Genomic DNA, 15,832 nt, shown 5'->3' with positions numbered 1-15,832 from the left:
GCGGCATGGCCTGCTTGCTCGCCTCGCGGAAGAGCGTGTCCTCCGGGATAACGTCGTCCCAGAGGATTTCCGAATACTCGTGGCGCAGCAGCGCGAGGGTCTCCACCGAGGCCCGGGTGCGCTGGTCGTAGAGGGTCGGCACGATGGTCTGCGGCTGGGCCTCGTTGCGCGAACGCTGGATCATGGCGAGCGTGCGCATCATCCGCTCCAGGCCCTTAACCGCCAGGAACTCCGTCTGCACCGGGATGATCACCCGCTGACTCGCCGCCAGGGCGTTGACCATCAGCACCCCGAGCATGGGCGGGCAGTCGAGAAGCACCCGCTCGAACTCACCGTCCAGGCGCTGGAGCGCGCGGCGCAGGATCAGCCCCATGCCCTTCCGGGTCCCGAGCTGGCGGTCCAGCGTCGCCAGCGCCGTGGACGCCGGCAGCAGCGACAGGCCTTCGACGCCGGTGGGCCGCAGCATCGCCGGCTCGAGCTGACCGTCGTTGCGGAACAGCTCGTAGAGCCCCGGGTTGACGGACTCCGGATCGAGGCGGAAATAGCTGCTCAGCGAACCGTGGGGGTCGAGGTCCACCACCAGCGTGCGCAGGCCGCGCTGGGCGCACAGACCGCCGAGACTGACCACGGTAGTGGTCTTGCCGACCCCGCCCTTCTGATTCGCGACGGTCCATACGTGCATGCGTCCTCCGCGACGGGCCGTCAGGCCCGCAACCGTGCCAGCGCCGGCCCGACGGCGTCGATATCCAGGATCTGATCGGTCAGTCCCGCCCTGGCCACCGCGGCCGGCATGCCGTAGATGACGCTGCTCGCCTCGTCCTGCGCCCACACCAGGGAGCCGCTGCGCTTGAGTGCGCGTGCACCCTCGCAGCCGTCCGCCCCCATCCCGGTGAGCACCACGCCCAGAACGTGCCCCGGCACATGACGGGCCGCCTCCTCGAAGGCAACGTCGACACTGGGACGATAGAACTGGTTCGGCTGCGGCTCGATCAGCCGCACCGCGAGGTGCCCGCCCTGGCTCTTGAACCCCAGATGCTGGCCGCCGGGGGCGAGCAGCACCTCGCCGGCACGCAGGGAATCGCCCTCGACGGCCTGACGCACGCGCAACGGGCAGAGCTGGTCGAGCCGCGCCGCGAAGGCCTCCGTGAACGCCTCGGGCATGTGCTGGATCAGCACCACGGGCATGGGGAAGTTCGGGGGCAGCTTCGCCAGCACCTTCTGCAGTGCCACCGGCCCGCCCGTGGAGGTGCCGATGATCACCAGCCGGACCTTGCCGGCGGGCACCTCCACCCGCCGTTGCGGCGGCTGCTGTGCCTGCACCGGTGCGCCGGACTGCGCCTGGGCCGTGCCCCGCGCCCGGCCCTGTCCGGAGGCGGGGGACGGCGGCGGTGAGGTGGGTCGCCGCATGGAGCGCCGGCCCACCAGCTTGACCTTCTCGCAGAGCAGCCGCCGGGCGTGGTCGTGGTTGCTGGAGATGTCCGAGAAGCGCTTGGGCAGGAAGTCCACCGCCCCGGCCTCGAGTGCATCCAGCGTGGGCCGGGCCCCGTCGTAGGTGAGCGAGGAGAACATGAGCACGGGCGTCGGGTTGCGGCGCATGATCTCGCGCACCGCGGAGATGCCGTCGAGCACCGGCATCTCGATATCCATGGTCACCACGTCCGGACGCAGGCGCTGGACCTTCTGCACGGCCTCCCTGCCGTCGACGGCCTCACCGACCACCTCGATCTGCGGATCCGACGCCAGCAGATCGCAGATCCGCCGGCGGAAGAAGCCGGAGTCGTCGACAACCAGCGTCCTTACTCTGCTCAAAACCGCTCTCCTACCTCTCCTGCCGCTCTATAGACGCGAGCCGTACTGCTTGATCAGGCTGGGGATGTCCACAATCAGGGCGATGCTCCCGTCCCCGGTGATGGTCGAGCCCGCCAGCCCCGGCAGACCGTGGAGGATGGCACCGAGGGGCTTGATCACGACCTCCTCGAGACCGATCACCTCGTCGACCACGAACCCGACGGTCTGGTGACCGATGACCACGGTCACCACCTGGGAATCCTTCTCCTGATCCTCGCCGGTAAGGCTCTTCGCCGGTACCACCGCTTCGGCACCCATCCGGTCCAGCCAGCGTTCGAGGAAGAACAGCGGCATCGCCTTGTGACGGACCATGACCGTGAGTCGCCCGTCCACCACGTTGGTACGGCCGCGCTCGAGCTCGAAGATCTCGCGGACCACGGACATCGGCAGCGCGAACTTGCGCCCGGCGATGCGCACCATGAGGGTCGGCAGGATGGCCAGCGTCAGCGGCACCTTGATGCGGATGATCGTGCCCCGGCCCAGCTCGGAATCGATATCGATGGTGCCGTTGAGCTGGGAGATGCTGTTCTTGACGACATCCATACCCACGCCGCGCCCGGAGACGTCCGAGATCTGCTCCTTGGTGGAGAAGCCGGGCGCGAAGATGAGGTTGTAGCACTCGCTGTCGTCGAGCCGCCGTGCGGACTCCGCGTCCAGAACGCCCTTCTTGACCGCGATCTCGCGGAGCTTGTCCGGGTCCATGCCGCGGCCGTCATCGGCGATGGTCAGCAGGATGTGATCGCCCTCCTGCTCGGCGGCGAGGCGCACGGTGCCGGTGCGCCGCTTGCCGGCACTCTGGCGCTCGTCCGGGGGCTCCAGGCCGTGGTCCACGGAGTTGCGGATGAGGTGGACGAGCGGATCCGCCAGTGCCTCGACCAGGTTCTTGTCCAGATCCGTCTCCTCGCCGGCGGTGACGAGCTCGACCTCCTTTTCCAGGTTGCGGGCGAGATCGCGGATGACCCGCGGGAAACGGCCGAAGACCTTGCGGATGGGCTGCATCCGGGTCTTCATCACGGAGTTCTGCAGGTCCGAGGTGACGTGCTCGAGGTTGCCCACCGCATGGGAGAGACGCTCGTCGCCAATCTCGCCGCGGAGGTTCGCGAGGCGGTTGCGCACCAGCACGAGCTCGCCGACGAGGTTCATGATGTCGTCGAGCTTTGCGGTGTCCACGCGCACGCTGGTCTCACCGCGGTGCCCGTGTCCGCCGGCGCCGTGCTGACCGCCGCCCGCGGCGGCACCGCCGTCGCCACCGCCCTGGTGCCCACCGCCGGCCGACGCCTCGGGGCGGCGGGACGACGGCTCCCGCGCAGCGGAGGATCCGCCGCCGGAGGCCACGGGCGTCTCCGCAGCGTCCGTCTGGCCCCCCGTCGGACCCTGGCCGCTGCCGTGAAGCTGATCGAGGACCTTTTCGAACTCGTCGTCGGTGATCTCGTCGCCGTCGGCGGCGTCCCCGGGACCTTGCCCGTCGGCGGCATTAGCCGGGGCGGATGGGACACCGTGATGACTACCCTCGCCATGGAGGTCGTCGAGCAGGCGTTCGAACTCGTCGTCGGTGATCTCGTCACCGGCGGCGGCCCCCGCACCCGCGCTCGCGCCCGCGCCCGCGCCTTCCACGGCAGTGTCCTTCGCCGCGGCTGAACCGCCGTCTCCGACCCCTTCACCATCGAGGGCATCGAGCAGCGCCTCGAACTCCTGGTCGCTGATATCCCCGGACGCGGCCTCCTGACCGCCAGGTGCGGCGGCGCCGGAGGGCGCGGCCGTCGTTCCACCCGTGCCCTCGCCTGCCGACGCCCCGTCCGAGGCGGACGTGGCTGCACCGCCGGCATTGTCGTCCGGCTGGTTATGACTGCGCAGCGCCTGCAGCAGGCCCCCCGGCGCGGGTTCGAGATCCTGGGCGTCCTCGATGCGGTCGAACATGCCATTGACCACGTCCAGGGCCTGGGGCACGTCGTCCATGAGCTCCGGGCTCATCTGCTTCTCGCCCTGGCGCAGGAGATTGAAGATGTCCTCGGTCTGATGGCAGACGTCGACGAGCTCGTCGAGGCCGAGGAATCCGGCACCGCCCTTGATGGTATGAAAGCCGCGGAACACCGAATTGAGGAGGTCGCGGTCCTCCGGCGCCTGCTCCAGCGAGACGAGCTGCTCGCCGAGTCCCTCGAGGATCTCCCGGGACTCCACCAGAAAGTCCTGGACGATGTCGTCCTGCGGATCGATAGCCATGCGTGTCTCCCTCAGAAGCCGAGGCTGGAGAGCAGGTCGTCGACGTCGTCCTGGCCCGATACGACATCGTCGTCGTCCTGGCCCGGGACCGCAGGTCCACTGAGCTGCTGCTCCGCACGTTCATCCGCCTTATCGGCAGCACGCGGCTTTTCTTCAGCGATCCGCGCCCCGGAAATGCGCACGAGCTCGACCAGGCCGTCCTCGACCTCCTGAACCAGGGTGATGACGCGGCGGATGATCTGGCCGGTGATGTCCTGGTAATCCTGCGCCATCAACGCTTCGGAAAGCGCGTTGTGGAGTGTCTTGCCGTTGTCTGCGGCGGCGGCCAGGAAGGCCTCGATGTCGTGGCTGAGGCCCCGGAAATCGTCGGCGCTCAGCTCACGCCGGCGGAACTGCTGCCACCGCTCGTGGAGCGTCCCGGCCCGGGCAGCGACCTCGTCGGCCAGCGGCAGGCTGGTCTCGACGGCCTCCAGCGTGCGGTGGGCGGCACGGGAGGTCACCTCGATGACATGGTTGAGCCGCTCCCGGGCATCGGGGATCTCGCTCGCGGCGATATCGGTGAGGCGGCTGTCCACGCGAAAGGACTTGAGGGCCTCGTGGAGCTCGCGGGTAAGCTGGCCGATCTCCTGGAAGAGCTCGCTCTCACGCAGTCGCGTTAGCTCATCGACGGTCTCCTGCATGCCCGGGTCGTCGCCGGCCTCGACACGTTCGATGAGCGTGCGTGCTAGCGCGAGATATTCCTGGCTGCGCTGGCTGTCGCTCATCGCCTAACCCCCCGCATTGATGCGCTCGAAGATCTTCTCGATCTTCTCCTTGAGCGTCACGGCGGTGAAGGGCTTGACGATATAGCCGTTCACGCCCGCCTGGGCCGCCGCGATGATCTGCTCGCGCTTGGCCTCGGCGGTGACCATCAGGATGGGCAGCTCGGCCAGTTCCTCATCGGCACGGACGTTCTTGAGCAGGTCCATACCGGTCATGCCCGGCATGTTCCAGTCCGTGATGAGCAGGTCGAAACCGCCACGCTTGAGTATGGGCAGCGCGGTGTTGCCGTCGTCGGCCTCCGAGATGTTGTCGAAGCCGAGATCCCGCAGAAGATTACGGATAATGCGCCGCATGGTGGAAAAATCGTCCACCACGAGGATTTTCATGTGCTTGTCCAGTGCCACGCCGATCCCCCTGAGTGGAAACGCGAGTTATTGTGAGGCCTCACCGCCGGCGGCGGTGTGCACGCCCCCGTCGCGGGGGCGCCCCGATCGGTGTCTATCCATCCAACCAATCGGCAAGGGAGGCCTTGAGCTTTAGCATTATCTTGCCACGAATCTGGCTGACACGTGACTCGCTCACCCCGAGGACCTCGCCGATCTCGCGCAGATTGAGTTCCTCGTCATAGTAGAGCTGCATCACCAGCTGGTCGCGTTCACTGAGGCCGCGGATGGCCTCGGCAAGGTCGGCGCGGAAGTGACCGTCGGTCAGCACGTCCTGCGGTGACGGGCCATCCCCGGCGGGGTCGTGGGTCTCGCCGGTCTGCGGATCCGTCTGGTCCATGCTGAACAGGTGCGCGCTCGAGGCGTCGGCGAGCATACCGTGGTAGTCGTCGACACTCACGCCCAGCCTGGCGGCGACCTCGGCGTCCCGGGGCTCACGGCCGAGCTCGTTCTCCAGGACGTGGATGGCTTCGGCGGCCTCCCGGGAGCGGCGGTGCACGGAACGCGGTGTCCAGTCGAGGCGCCGGATCTCATCGAGCATGGCACCGCGGATGCGGATGCCGGCATAGGTCTGGAACGAGGCGCCCTGGCTGGCGTCGAACTGCCGCGCCGCCTCCAGCAGGCCGACCATGCCCGCCTGGATGAGGTCCTCGATCTGCACGCTCGGAGGCAGTCGGCTCGCCAGGTGGTGAGCGATGCGTCGCACCAGCGGGGCGTTCGCCACCAGCAGGTCGTCGCTGCTCCCCCGCTGGACCGCCTCGTAGAGCGCATGTCCATTCATTCGGAGACCTCCCGGACGCGACTGCCATAGCGTATGACACGCTCGACGAAGAACTCCAGCTGGCCGTCGGCGCGGCTCGGCAGCGGCCACTGTTCGAGGCGCGCCGCCAGCGCCTGGAAGGCCCGGGCCGACGGGCAGGAGGGATACATCGAGACCACCGCGCGCTGGCGCTGAACCGCGGCACGCAGGCGATCGTCCTCGGGGACGGCGCCGAGGTATTCCAAGGTCACGTCCAGGAAGCGGTCGAGCACGCGCGCGAGCTTGCCGTAGAGATTCTGGCCCTCCCGCGGCCCCGGGACACGGTTGGCGACCATGTGGAAACGCTGCACGCCGTGGTCGCGGTTGAGCACCTTGATCAGCGCGTAGGCATCGGTGAGCGAGGACGGCTCGTCGCAGACCACCACCAGGACCTCCCGCGCGGCGCGGGCGAAGCTCATCACCGAGTCGGAGATGCCGGCGGCGGTATCGACGAACAGGTAATCAAGGTCAACGGCGAGCTCGCTGAAGCTGCGGATCAGGCCCGCGTGCTCGGCGCCGGAGAGCTCGGCCATGCGCTGGGTTCCCGAGGAGGCGGGAACGATGTGAATGCCCTCCGGTCCCTCGAGCAGGACCTCCTCCAGCCCGGCCTCGCCATCCAGCACATGGGCGAGATTACGCTTGGGCGAGAGCCCCAGGAGCACGTCCACGTTGGCGAGGCCGAGATCGGCATCGAAGAGCATCACGCCACGCCCCTCCCGCGCCAGGGCGCTCGCCAGATTCACGGATACGTTGGTCTTGCCCACGCCCCCCTTGCCGCTGGCCACCGCGACCACCTTGACCGGCTTCGGCTCGCTCATTCGTCTCAATCCCGCTGCCTGATCCATGCCCCTCAGCCCTGCCGTGCCAGGCTGCCCGCGAAGGCCACCGCCAGGGACTCGTCGTCCTCGTTCTCACCGTCGCTATCCGCCGCGAGGGCCTCCGCCTCGCCGACCAGCGCATCCGCCCGCGCCGGGCGCAGATCCTCGGGCACGCGCTGACCGTCGGCCACGTACGCAATCGGCAGCCGGCCACGCATCACCGCCGTGAGCACCCCGCCCAGACTCGCAGCCTCGTCGACCTTGCTCAGGATACACCCCACCGGGCCCACGGCGCGAAATGCGCGCAGGGTCTCCATCAGGGTCGGCAGCTGGGTGTTCGCCGACAGCACCAGGTACGGCCGGATCCGATGGGCGCCGTCCTTGAGCGCGCGCATCTGCTCGGCGAGGCGCATGTCGCGCTGGCTCATCCCGGCGGTGTCGATGAGCACCAGGCGCCGGTCGGAGAAATCGTCGAGCAGCTCGGCGAGCTCCTCGCCGTCGGCCGCGGCATGAACCGGCACACCGAGGATCCGCGCGAAGTTGCGCAGCTGCTCCTGGCCGCCGATGCGGAAGTTGTCCGTGGTCACCAGCGCCACCTGGTTGCGACCGTGGCGCAGGGTAAAGCGGGCCGCCAGCTTGGCGACAGTGGTGGTCTTGCCCACCCCGGTGGGGCCGACGACGGCCACCGCCCCGCCCCGCTCGATGATTTCGTCGTCGCTGGTGGCCACGTGCTCGGTGACCAGGGACATGGCCTCACGCCAGGCGTGATCCGGGTCCTCACGGCTGGTAACCGCGTCGGCGAGGCCGCGGCAGACGTCCGGGCCGAACCCCATGCCGTGCAGCCGGCGCATCAGCGTCGCCCGGGCGGGCGTGGCACGGCCCATCTGCTGCCACTCCATGAGCGTGAGCTGGTTCTCGAACAGCGAGCGCAGGGTGCGCAGCTCCTCGCGCATGGCCTGCATGGCTGGCTCCTGGGTCCACTCGATGCGGTTGCTCGCCGAGCGCGTCCGGCGGGTGCCCGCGGGCTCGGGGTCGTCGTCGTCGCCGCTATCGTCACCGCCGGCGAAACGCTCGTAGTCCAACGCGAGCGACGGTGCGCCGTCGCGCCGTCGCGTCGGCGCCGGTTTATCGTCACCCGCCGGGCCCTCGTCCCCGTCATCCCCCACCGTCACCGAGAAACCCCCGGCCGGAGCCGTGTCCTCCCGGGCCGCTGCATCGGCGTCGGCGCGGGCGAGCAGCCGCTCGAATCCGTCCGCCCCGCCGCCGGTGATCTCGCCGGCCCCACCGGCATGCCGCGCGGTCCGGCGCTCCTCGCGGGCGACGGCCTCGCGCACCGCCTGCTCGTCATAGTCCACCGCCGAGATCACCTCGACGCCCCCCTCCACCCGTCGCGAGGAGAGGATGACCGCATCCGCGCCGTGCGACTCGCGCACCTGACGCATGGCTGAACGCATGTCCTCGGCGAATACGCGCTTGATCTTCATGCTGCCGCTCCACTAGGGCCGTCAAACCGGGTCAGCCCGCCTGCGAGACCTCCTGCTGTCCCACCGTGGCGACGACCCGGACCTCCCGTTCGTCGGGTATCTCGTTGTAGGAAAGCACGTGCAGTCCGGGACTCGCGTGCCGCGTGAGCCGGTAGAGCCAGCTCCTGAGTCCCGGCGAGGTGAGCAGCACCGCGGGCTGACCGCTCATCTCCTGGCGCCGGGCACTCTGGGTCAGCGAGCGCTGCAGACGCTCGGCGAGCCCCGGCTCGAAGCCGGCGGCCCCCTCGGATACCCCCTGGATAGTGTCTTGCAACAACTGTTCCAGCTGTGGCTCCAGCGTAATCACCGGCAGCTCGCCGTTGATGCCGGAGATCCCCTGGACGATCATCCGGCCCAGGGCCTCGCGCACGATCTGCGTGAGCTGCTGCGGGTCCTGAACCCGCGGGCCGTGCTCCGCCAGGGTCTCGACGATGGAGCGCATATCCCGCAGCGGCACCCGCTCCGAGAGCAGGTTCTGGAGGACCTTGGTGACCACCGACAGCGACAGGGTGGTCGGAACCAGCTCCTCGACCAGCTTGGGCTGCTGGCGCGCGAGCATGTCCAGCAGCTTCTGGGTCTCGTCGTGGCCGAGCAGCTGGTGGGCGTTGTCCTGGACGACCTGGCTGAGATGGGTGGCAACCACGGTGCTGCTGTCAACCACGGTGTAGCCCAGGCTCTGGGCATAGTCGCGCTGATTGGCGTCGATCCAGACCGCCTCCAGGCCGAAGGCGGGATCCCGCGTCGGCGCACCGTCTAGCCGACCGGACACGGTCCCCGGATTGATCGCCAGCTCCCGGCCGGGCTGGACCTCGGCCTCGCCCACGGGCACCCCCAGGACGCTGATCCGGTAGGCGTTCGGGGCAAGATCGAGGTTGTCACGGATGTGCACCGACGGCACCAGAAAGCCGAGGTCCTGGGAAACCTTCTTGCGCACACCCTTGATCCGGGTGAGCAGCTGGCCGTCCTGGTTACGGTCCACCAGCGGGATCAGCCCGTAGCCCACCTCCAGACCGACGGTATCCACCGGCGGCACGTCCTCCCAGGTGAGCTCGCGCTGCTCCGGCCGCGACGCCTCCGCCTCCTGACCCGCCGGCGCCGGTGTCTCCGCCGCCGCGGTCTCCTCCTCCCGGCGCTTCTGCCACCAGGCCCCCCCCAGGCACAGACCGCCGAGGAGCAGGAAGGTGAGGTTCGGCATGCCCGGGATCAGGCCGATTGAGGCGACGATGCCGCCGCTGATCAGCAGCACGCGGCGGTTACTGAACAGCTGCGAGAGCACGGCGCCGGCCATGTCCTGGGACGACGACACGCGGGTGACGAGGATGGCCGTGGCCGTGGAGAGCACCAGTGACGGGATCTGCGCGACCAGGCCGTCGCCGATGGTGAGCAGGGTGTAGTTCTGCATCGCCTGGCCCGCCGGCATATCGTGCTGGAGCACGCCCACCGCCAGGCCGCCGATGATGTTGATGAACAGGATCAGGATGCCGGCGATGGCGTCGCCGCGCACGAACTTGCTGGCGCCGTCCATGGAGCCGTAGAAGTCCGCCTCCTGGGCGACGTCCTCGCGCCGCTCCTTCGCCTGCTGCTGGTCGATGATGCCGGCGTTGAGGTCGGCGTCGATGGCCATCTGCTTGCCGGGCAGCGCGTCCAGGGTGAAGCGCGCGCTGACCTCGGAGACGCGCCCGGCACCCTTGGTCACCACCACGAAGTTGATGATCACCAGGATCGCGAAGACCACCAGGCCCACCGCGTAGTTGCCGCCGATGACGAACGAGCCGAAGGACTCGATCACGTTGCCCGCCGCGCCCGGACCGGTGTGCCCTTCGATCAGCACCACCCGGGTGGAGGCGACGTTGAGGGCCAGACGCAGCAGCGTCGCCACCAGCAGCACCGTGGGGAACGCCGCGAAGTCCAGCGGGCGATGGCTGTAGACCGTCACCAGCAGGATCACCAGGCTCAACACGATGTTGAAGGTGAACAACAGGTCCAGCGCCAGCGGCGGCAGGGGCACCACCATCATCGCCAGCAGCGCGATGAGCAGTGCCGGCGTGCCGAGCCCGGTGACCCCGAAGCGCCGCCAGTTGCGAGAGATTACCGCCGCCATGTCCGTGCCTTACTCCTGTGCCGCGCCGCGCCGCGCGTACTGCCTGAATTCCTCGGGGACCTCCGGCGCCGGGGGCGGCCCGCCCGCCGTACCCCGCCGCAGCCGGAAGATGTAGGCGAGCACCTGGGCCACCGCCAGGTAGAGGCCCGCCGGGATCTCGTCGTCTATGTCCGTGGTGTGATAGAGCGCCCGTGCGAGCTGCGGCGCCTCGAACAGCGGCACCCGGTGCTCGCCGGCGAGCTCGCGGATGCGCCGGGCGAGCTGGTCACCCCCCTTGGCGACCACCCGCGGCGCGCGCATGTTCGCGCCGTCGTAACGCAGCGCCACCGCGAAATGGGTGGGGTTGGTGACCACCACGTCCGCCTCGGGCACCGCCTCCATCATCCGTCCCCGGGCCAGCTCCTGCTGGAGCTGGCGGATACGGCCCTTGACCTCGGGCTTGCCCTCGGTGTCCTTGAACTCGTCCTTGACCTCCTGCTTGGTCATGCGCAGCTTCTTGGTGTGGTCCCAGATCTGGTAGGGGATATCCACCGCCGCGATGAGGATCAGCGAGACGGAGAGAACGAGGAAGGTGCCGAAGAACAGGTCGGCCGCCTGCGCCGCGCCCGCGGCCAGCGGCATGCCCGTGAGCGCCTGGAAGTCGCGGAGCTGGACCTTCAGCATCACCACCCCCACTGTCCCCACCACCGTGATCTTGGCCAGCGCCTTGCCGAGCTCCACCAGGCCATTGACGCCGAATATCCGCTTGAATCCCTTGAGGGGACTGATCTTCTCGAGCTTCGGCGCCAGCGCCTTGCCGCTGAACGACCAGCCACCCAGCGCCACCGGCGCCACCAGGTTGACCGCGAGCATGATCAGCGCGAACGGCGCCACCACGAGGATGCCCTGGATGATCGCCTCCTCGAACATGCGCACGGGAGCATTCGGGTCGAAGGCGGCGGCGCGGTCGACGGCGAGGTTGCCGCGCAGCAGCGCGTCCAGGCCATCGGCCATATAGCCGCCGAGCCCTAGCAGCCCCACCGCGGCGGCGAGCATGGCGAGGGTGGTGCTCAGCTCCCGCGATCGCGGGACCTGACCCTTTTCCTTTGCGTCCCGCCGCCGCTTTTCGGTCGGCTCTTCGGTTTTTTCCTGCCCGTCCGGGGTTTCCTCGGCCATCCCCGCCTCGCGATACGTACCGTCCCGGTACCGGGCAAGCAGGTTTCGTACCAGTGCACGGACAACGTGCTTACACCCGCCGGCGGCGGACGGGGGGGGGGTCAGGCGCCGAGAATCTGGCGGATGGTGTCGAAGGCCTGGCGCCAGATGGCTGACATGCGCTGGGGCATCGAGGGGAGCACGAGGGTGAGCAGGATGACGAACCCGGAGAGCATGGTGATGGGGAAGCCCACCGAGAAGATGTTCATCTGCGGAGCGACGCGGGTCATCACGCCGATGATCATGTTGATCATCAGCAGCGCCGCCATTGCGGGCAGGGCCAACAGCACGGCCCCCGAGAACATGGTCGAGGCGAATGCCACCACCGTGTGGAAATCCTCGGCGGCCAGGCCGCCGGCATCCAGTGGCAGCAGCCGGAAGCTCTCCGCGACCAGCTGAATGAGCACCAGATGGCCGCCGAAGGCGAGAAACAGCAGTGTGAGGATCACCAGCAGGAATTGCGAGAGCACGGGCACGGGCACCCCGGACTGCGGGTCGACCATGGTCGCGAAACCGAGCCCCATGGTCAGCGAGATGCTCTCGCCCGCCACCACCACGGTCTGGAACGCCATCGCCACCAGCAGCCCCATGGCCGCGCCGATAATCACCTGCTGGGCAGCGAGCACCACCGCGGCGGCCGAAAGCGGATCCAGCGCCGGCGCACCGCCGGCCGCCGGCATCACCGCCACCGTCAGTGCCACGCCCAGGAGCACACGGATGCGCATCGGCACCGCCGCGTTGGAGAACACCGGCGCGACCAGCATCATCGCGCCGACACGCACCAGCGGCCAGAGGAACTGGCCGAGCCAGGCGGTGATCTGCGCCGCCTCGAGGTTCACCGGATGAACTGCGGGATGTTGCGGAACAGCCCCTCGGTGAAGTCCATGAGCACGTTGAGCATCCACGGCGAGGCGATGAACAGCGTGAGCGCCAGCACCGCGAGCTTGGGCACGAACGACAGGGTCTGCTCGTTGATCTGGGTCGCCGCCTGGAACATGCCGATGATCAGGCCGGCGGCAAGCGCCGAGAGCAGTATGGGGGCGGCGATGAGGATGGCGACGGTGAGCGCCTCCTTGCCGAGCTGTATCGCGAAAGACGGTTCCATGACTCCCTCCCGGTTGCGCAGCGGCCATTGCCGCCCCGCCTTACCCCGCGGTGAAGCTGCGCGCCAGCGTGCCCATGATCATCGACCAGCCGTCGACGAGCACGAACAGCATGATCTTGAACGGCAGCGAGATGATCATCGGCGAGAGCATGAGCATGCCCATGGACATCAGCGTGCTCGCCACCACCAGGTCGATGACCAGGAACGGCAGGAACAGGATGAAGCCGATCTGGAAGGCGGTCTTGAGCTCACTGGTCACGAACGCGGGCACCAGCACCGTCAACGGGACCGCCTCGGGCCCCTCGACCTGCCCCTCGCCGGAGATATTCAGGAACATGGACAGGTCCTGCTCCCGGGTCTGGGCGAGCATGAAGCCGCGCAACGGCTTCACCGCGGTCTGCATCGCCTCCACCGGTCCCAGCTCATCGGCCATGTAGGGCTGCAGGGCCTGGCTGTTGATCTGCTGGAAGACCGGCTGCATCACGAACAGGGTGAGGAAGAACGCCAGCCCCACCAGCACCTGGTTGGACGGCGTGCTCTGAGTGCCGATGGCGGTGCGCAGGATGGCAAGCACGACGATGATCCGCGTGAATGCCGTCATCATCAGCACGATGGCCGGCAGCAGCGTGAGCAGCGTCATCAGCGCGAGCACCTGGAGACTCAGGCTCCATTGCTCACCGTCTGCGGTCTGCTCGATGGTCAGCGCCGGCATGCCGTCCGCCTGGCCCCAGGCGGCCAGCGGCAGCAGCACCAGCAGCGCGGCGAGCAGCCCCCAGAGCCAGCGTCGGCTCACGACGCCTCCGTATCGCGCATCGCACCCCGCAGGCGCGCGGCGAAGCCGGTCTGTGCCGGCGCCCCGCCGCCGTCCACTGGCACAATGGGCTCGTCGAGCACCTGCAGCGTGCGCACCGAGCCCGGGGCCACGCCGATCAGGAGCTGGCGCTCGCCGGCCTGCAACAGCACGACCCGCTCGCGCTGGCCCACGGGCACCGCACCGAGCACGCGCAGCCGCCCGCCGGCGTTACTGCCGAAACGCCCCATCCGCCGCATCCCCCAGGCGAGCACCACGATCAGCACGAGTACGCCGGCCAGTCCCAGCGTGAGGCGCAGCAGCGCCCCGGTATCCACACCGCTGCCCTCGGCGGCCGCCGCGGCGGCCGGCGCGAGCGACGTCGCCGCCGCGAACGCCCGTCTCATTTGAGCTTTCTCACACGTTCGCTGGGGCTGACCACGTCGGTCAGCCGGATGCCGAAGCGTTCGTTGACCACGACCACCTCGCCATGGGCCACCAGGGTACCGTTGACCATGACGTCCATGGGCTCACCGGCCAGGCGGTCGAGCTCGACCACCGAGCCCTGGTTGAGCTGGAGCAGGTTGCGGATACTGATCTTGGTGCGCCCGATCTCCATGGACAGGGTCACGGGGATATCGAGGATGACGTCGAGATTGACGTCCTCGTCCGCGGGCTTCGCACCGGCGCTGTCCTGGAGATCGTTCAGCGCCGCGCGCTGGAAGGCCTCGTCGGCGGCCGACTGTCCGCCGGGGGCGTCCCCTGCATCATCGCCCGTCTCCCCGGCACCGCCGCCGGCGGTACCGCCCTCGTCGTCGGCATCGCCATCCTGTACGCCCTGCTCGGCCAGGGCCGCTTCCCACTCGTCACCGAGCTGGCCCTGATCGTCCTGCTGGTTGTCCTCGTCACTCATGCTCTCTGTTCCTCAGCTTGATCAGGCTGTCGCGCTCGGGTACGCGCAGCAACTCCGTGATCTGAACCGCCATGTTGCCGTTCGACTGGCCGAGGCGGCCGCGCAGCACCGGGACCTCGTCCTCGGCGACCACGGTGACCGTCTCGGGCATCTCGATGGGAATGACGTCGCCGGGCTTCATGCGCATGAGATCGCGCAGCCCGATGGTCACGTCGGTGAGCGAGGAGGACAGCTCCACACGGGCCTGCTTCATCTCCTCGCGCAGCGAGCGGATCCAGCGCTCGTCGACCTCGTTGCGGTCACTCTGCACGCCGGCGTCCAGGATCTCGCGCACCGGCTCGATCATGGTGTAGGGCAGCGTCACGTGGAACTCACCGCCGCCGCCGTCCATCTCCACCTGGAACTTGGAGACCACCACCACCTCGGAGGGCGAGACGATGTTGGCGAACTGGGGGTTCACCTCCGAGGAAACGTAATCGAACTCCACCGACAGGATCGGGTTCCAGGCCTCGTAGAGGTCGGCGAACGCCTGATCGAGCACCATGCGGATCACCCGCGTCTCCGTGGGCGTGAACTCGCGGCCCTCGATCTTGGTGAAGTAGCGCCCGTCGCCGCCGAAGAAGTTGTCCACCAGGATGAACACCAGCTTGGGATCCAGGATGCACAGCGCCGTGCCGCGCAGCGGCTGGACCTTGATCAGATTGAGGCTGGTGGGCACGTACAGGGTGTGGACGTACTCGGAAAACTTCATCATCTCCATGCCGCCCACCGAGACCTCCGGGGCCTTGCGCAGCATGTTGAACAGCCCGATGCGGAACAGCCGCGCGAAGCGCTCGTTGATCATCTCCAGCGTGGGCATGCGCCCACGCACGATCCGCTCCTGGCTCTCGAAGTCGAAGGACTTCGCCTGGCCGGGATCGGTATAGGCTTCCTCCTCCTCACCGGCCACGTCCCCGCCGTCTATGCCGTGAAGCAGGGCATCGATCTCGTCCTGGCTCAGGATGTCCTGATCACTCATCGCGCGGATCCGCCGTCACTGGAGAATGAAGGAGGTGAAATACACCGCTTCCACCTGCCCCTCGATACCGTGGTTCGAGAGCACTTCGTTCACCGCCTCCCGGGCCTTCGCCCGAAGCTGCTCCTTGCCGGCGCGGTTGTCCAGGGTGTCGTAGTCCTGATCGCCGAAGAGCAGGATGAGGTTGTTGCGCACCACCGGCATGTGGGTCTTGACCGCGTCGAGCACCGCCTGGTCGCGGGCCATGAGCTCCACGCCCACCTGCAGGTAGCCGCTGCGCTGCTCGCCGCTGAAGTTCACC

General features: G+C 68.4%; 17 protein-coding genes. All 17 read right to left on the bottom strand.

The features are described 5' to 3' along the window. On the bottom strand, nucleotides 1-682 hold a 682-nt coding region (locus G7A99_RS00285; RefSeq protein ID WP_163138577.1), incomplete at its 3' end, for a ParA family protein. Nucleotides 683-702: 20 nt separating this feature from the next. Then, nucleotides 703-1,809, bottom strand: coding sequence for a chemotaxis response regulator protein-glutamate methylesterase (locus G7A99_RS00280; RefSeq protein ID WP_018717385.1), 1,107 nt, complete (start codon nucleotides 1,807-1,809; stop codon nucleotides 703-705). Between the two features lie 27 nt (nucleotides 1,810-1,836). Continuing rightward, nucleotides 1,837-4,068: a chemotaxis protein CheA gene (locus tag G7A99_RS00275; RefSeq protein ID WP_163138576.1), complete on the bottom strand. Its 2,232-nt coding sequence runs from the start codon at nucleotides 4,066-4,068 to the stop codon at nucleotides 1,837-1,839. Nucleotides 4,069-4,079: 11 nt separating this feature from the next. Next, entirely contained in the window at nucleotides 4,080-4,832 is a 753-nt protein-coding gene (locus G7A99_RS00270; RefSeq protein ID WP_018717383.1) for a protein phosphatase CheZ, read from the bottom strand. A gap of 3 nt (nucleotides 4,833-4,835) precedes the next feature. After that, on the bottom strand, nucleotides 4,836-5,228 hold the full coding sequence (cheY, locus tag G7A99_RS00265; protein ID WP_026320972.1) for a chemotaxis response regulator CheY: 393 nt from the start codon (nucleotides 5,226-5,228) through the stop codon (nucleotides 4,836-4,838). A gap of 100 nt (nucleotides 5,229-5,328) precedes the next feature. Beyond that, nucleotides 5,329-6,054, bottom strand: a complete 726-nt coding sequence (locus tag G7A99_RS00260; RefSeq protein WP_018717381.1) for an RNA polymerase sigma factor FliA — start codon at nucleotides 6,052-6,054, stop codon at nucleotides 5,329-5,331. Further along, nucleotides 6,051-6,890: a MinD/ParA family protein gene (locus G7A99_RS00255; RefSeq protein ID WP_018717380.1), complete on the bottom strand. Its 840-nt coding sequence runs from the start codon at nucleotides 6,888-6,890 to the stop codon at nucleotides 6,051-6,053. Before G7A99_RS00255 ends, G7A99_RS00260 begins: the two co-directional genes overlap by 4 nt. 32 nt (nucleotides 6,891-6,922) lie before the next feature. After that, the gene (gene flhF, locus G7A99_RS00250; RefSeq protein ID WP_018717379.1) at nucleotides 6,923-8,374 is read right to left on the bottom strand and encodes a flagellar biosynthesis protein FlhF; all 1,452 of its coding nucleotides are present in this window, start codon (nucleotides 8,372-8,374) and stop codon (nucleotides 6,923-6,925) included. Nucleotides 8,375-8,405: 31 nt separating this feature from the next. Further along, nucleotides 8,406-10,514 (bottom strand): flagellar biosynthesis protein FlhA, encoded by a 2,109-nt coding sequence (flhA, locus tag G7A99_RS00245; RefSeq protein WP_018717378.1) that lies wholly within the window; start codon nucleotides 10,512-10,514, stop codon nucleotides 8,406-8,408. Nucleotides 10,515-10,523: 9 nt separating this feature from the next. Then, complete coding sequence (flhB, locus tag G7A99_RS00240) at nucleotides 10,524-11,669, bottom strand: flagellar biosynthesis protein FlhB (RefSeq protein WP_018717377.1); 1,146 nt, start codon at nucleotides 11,667-11,669, stop codon at nucleotides 10,524-10,526. A gap of 101 nt (nucleotides 11,670-11,770) precedes the next feature. Then, nucleotides 11,771-12,547, bottom strand: a complete 777-nt coding sequence (gene fliR / locus G7A99_RS00235) for a flagellar biosynthetic protein FliR (RefSeq protein ID WP_163138575.1) — start codon at nucleotides 12,545-12,547, stop codon at nucleotides 11,771-11,773. Beyond that, nucleotides 12,544-12,813: a flagellar biosynthesis protein FliQ gene (gene fliQ, locus G7A99_RS00230; protein ID WP_018717375.1), complete on the bottom strand. Its 270-nt coding sequence runs from the start codon at nucleotides 12,811-12,813 to the stop codon at nucleotides 12,544-12,546. Before fliQ ends, fliR begins: the two co-directional genes overlap by 4 nt. A 40-nt stretch (nucleotides 12,814-12,853) precedes the next feature. Further along, nucleotides 12,854-13,606: a flagellar type III secretion system pore protein FliP gene (fliP, locus tag G7A99_RS00225; RefSeq protein ID WP_018717374.1), complete on the bottom strand. Its 753-nt coding sequence runs from the start codon at nucleotides 13,604-13,606 to the stop codon at nucleotides 12,854-12,856. Then, a complete protein-coding gene (gene fliO, locus G7A99_RS00220) occupies nucleotides 13,603-14,010 on the bottom strand; it encodes a flagellar biosynthetic protein FliO (RefSeq protein WP_163138574.1) in 408 nt (135 codons plus the stop codon). Before fliO ends, fliP begins: the two co-directional genes overlap by 4 nt. After that, on the bottom strand, nucleotides 14,007-14,516 hold the full coding sequence (gene fliN / locus G7A99_RS00215; protein ID WP_018717372.1) for a flagellar motor switch protein FliN: 510 nt from the start codon (nucleotides 14,514-14,516) through the stop codon (nucleotides 14,007-14,009). Before fliN ends, fliO begins: the two co-directional genes overlap by 4 nt. Continuing rightward, on the bottom strand, nucleotides 14,509-15,534 hold the full coding sequence (fliM, locus tag G7A99_RS00210) for a flagellar motor switch protein FliM (RefSeq protein WP_018717371.1): 1,026 nt from the start codon (nucleotides 15,532-15,534) through the stop codon (nucleotides 14,509-14,511). The genes fliN and fliM overlap by 8 nt, the downstream gene beginning before the upstream one ends. A gap of 15 nt (nucleotides 15,535-15,549) precedes the next feature. Beyond that, a partial coding sequence (gene fliL, locus G7A99_RS00205; protein ID WP_205599681.1) for a flagellar basal body-associated protein FliL occupies nucleotides 15,550-15,832 on the bottom strand: 283 nt, incomplete at its 5' end.

Source organism: Arhodomonas sp. KWT, assembly GCF_010993615.1.
Note: the sequence above shows the minus strand (reverse complement) of the source record. Positions and strands in the feature narration are given on the sequence as shown.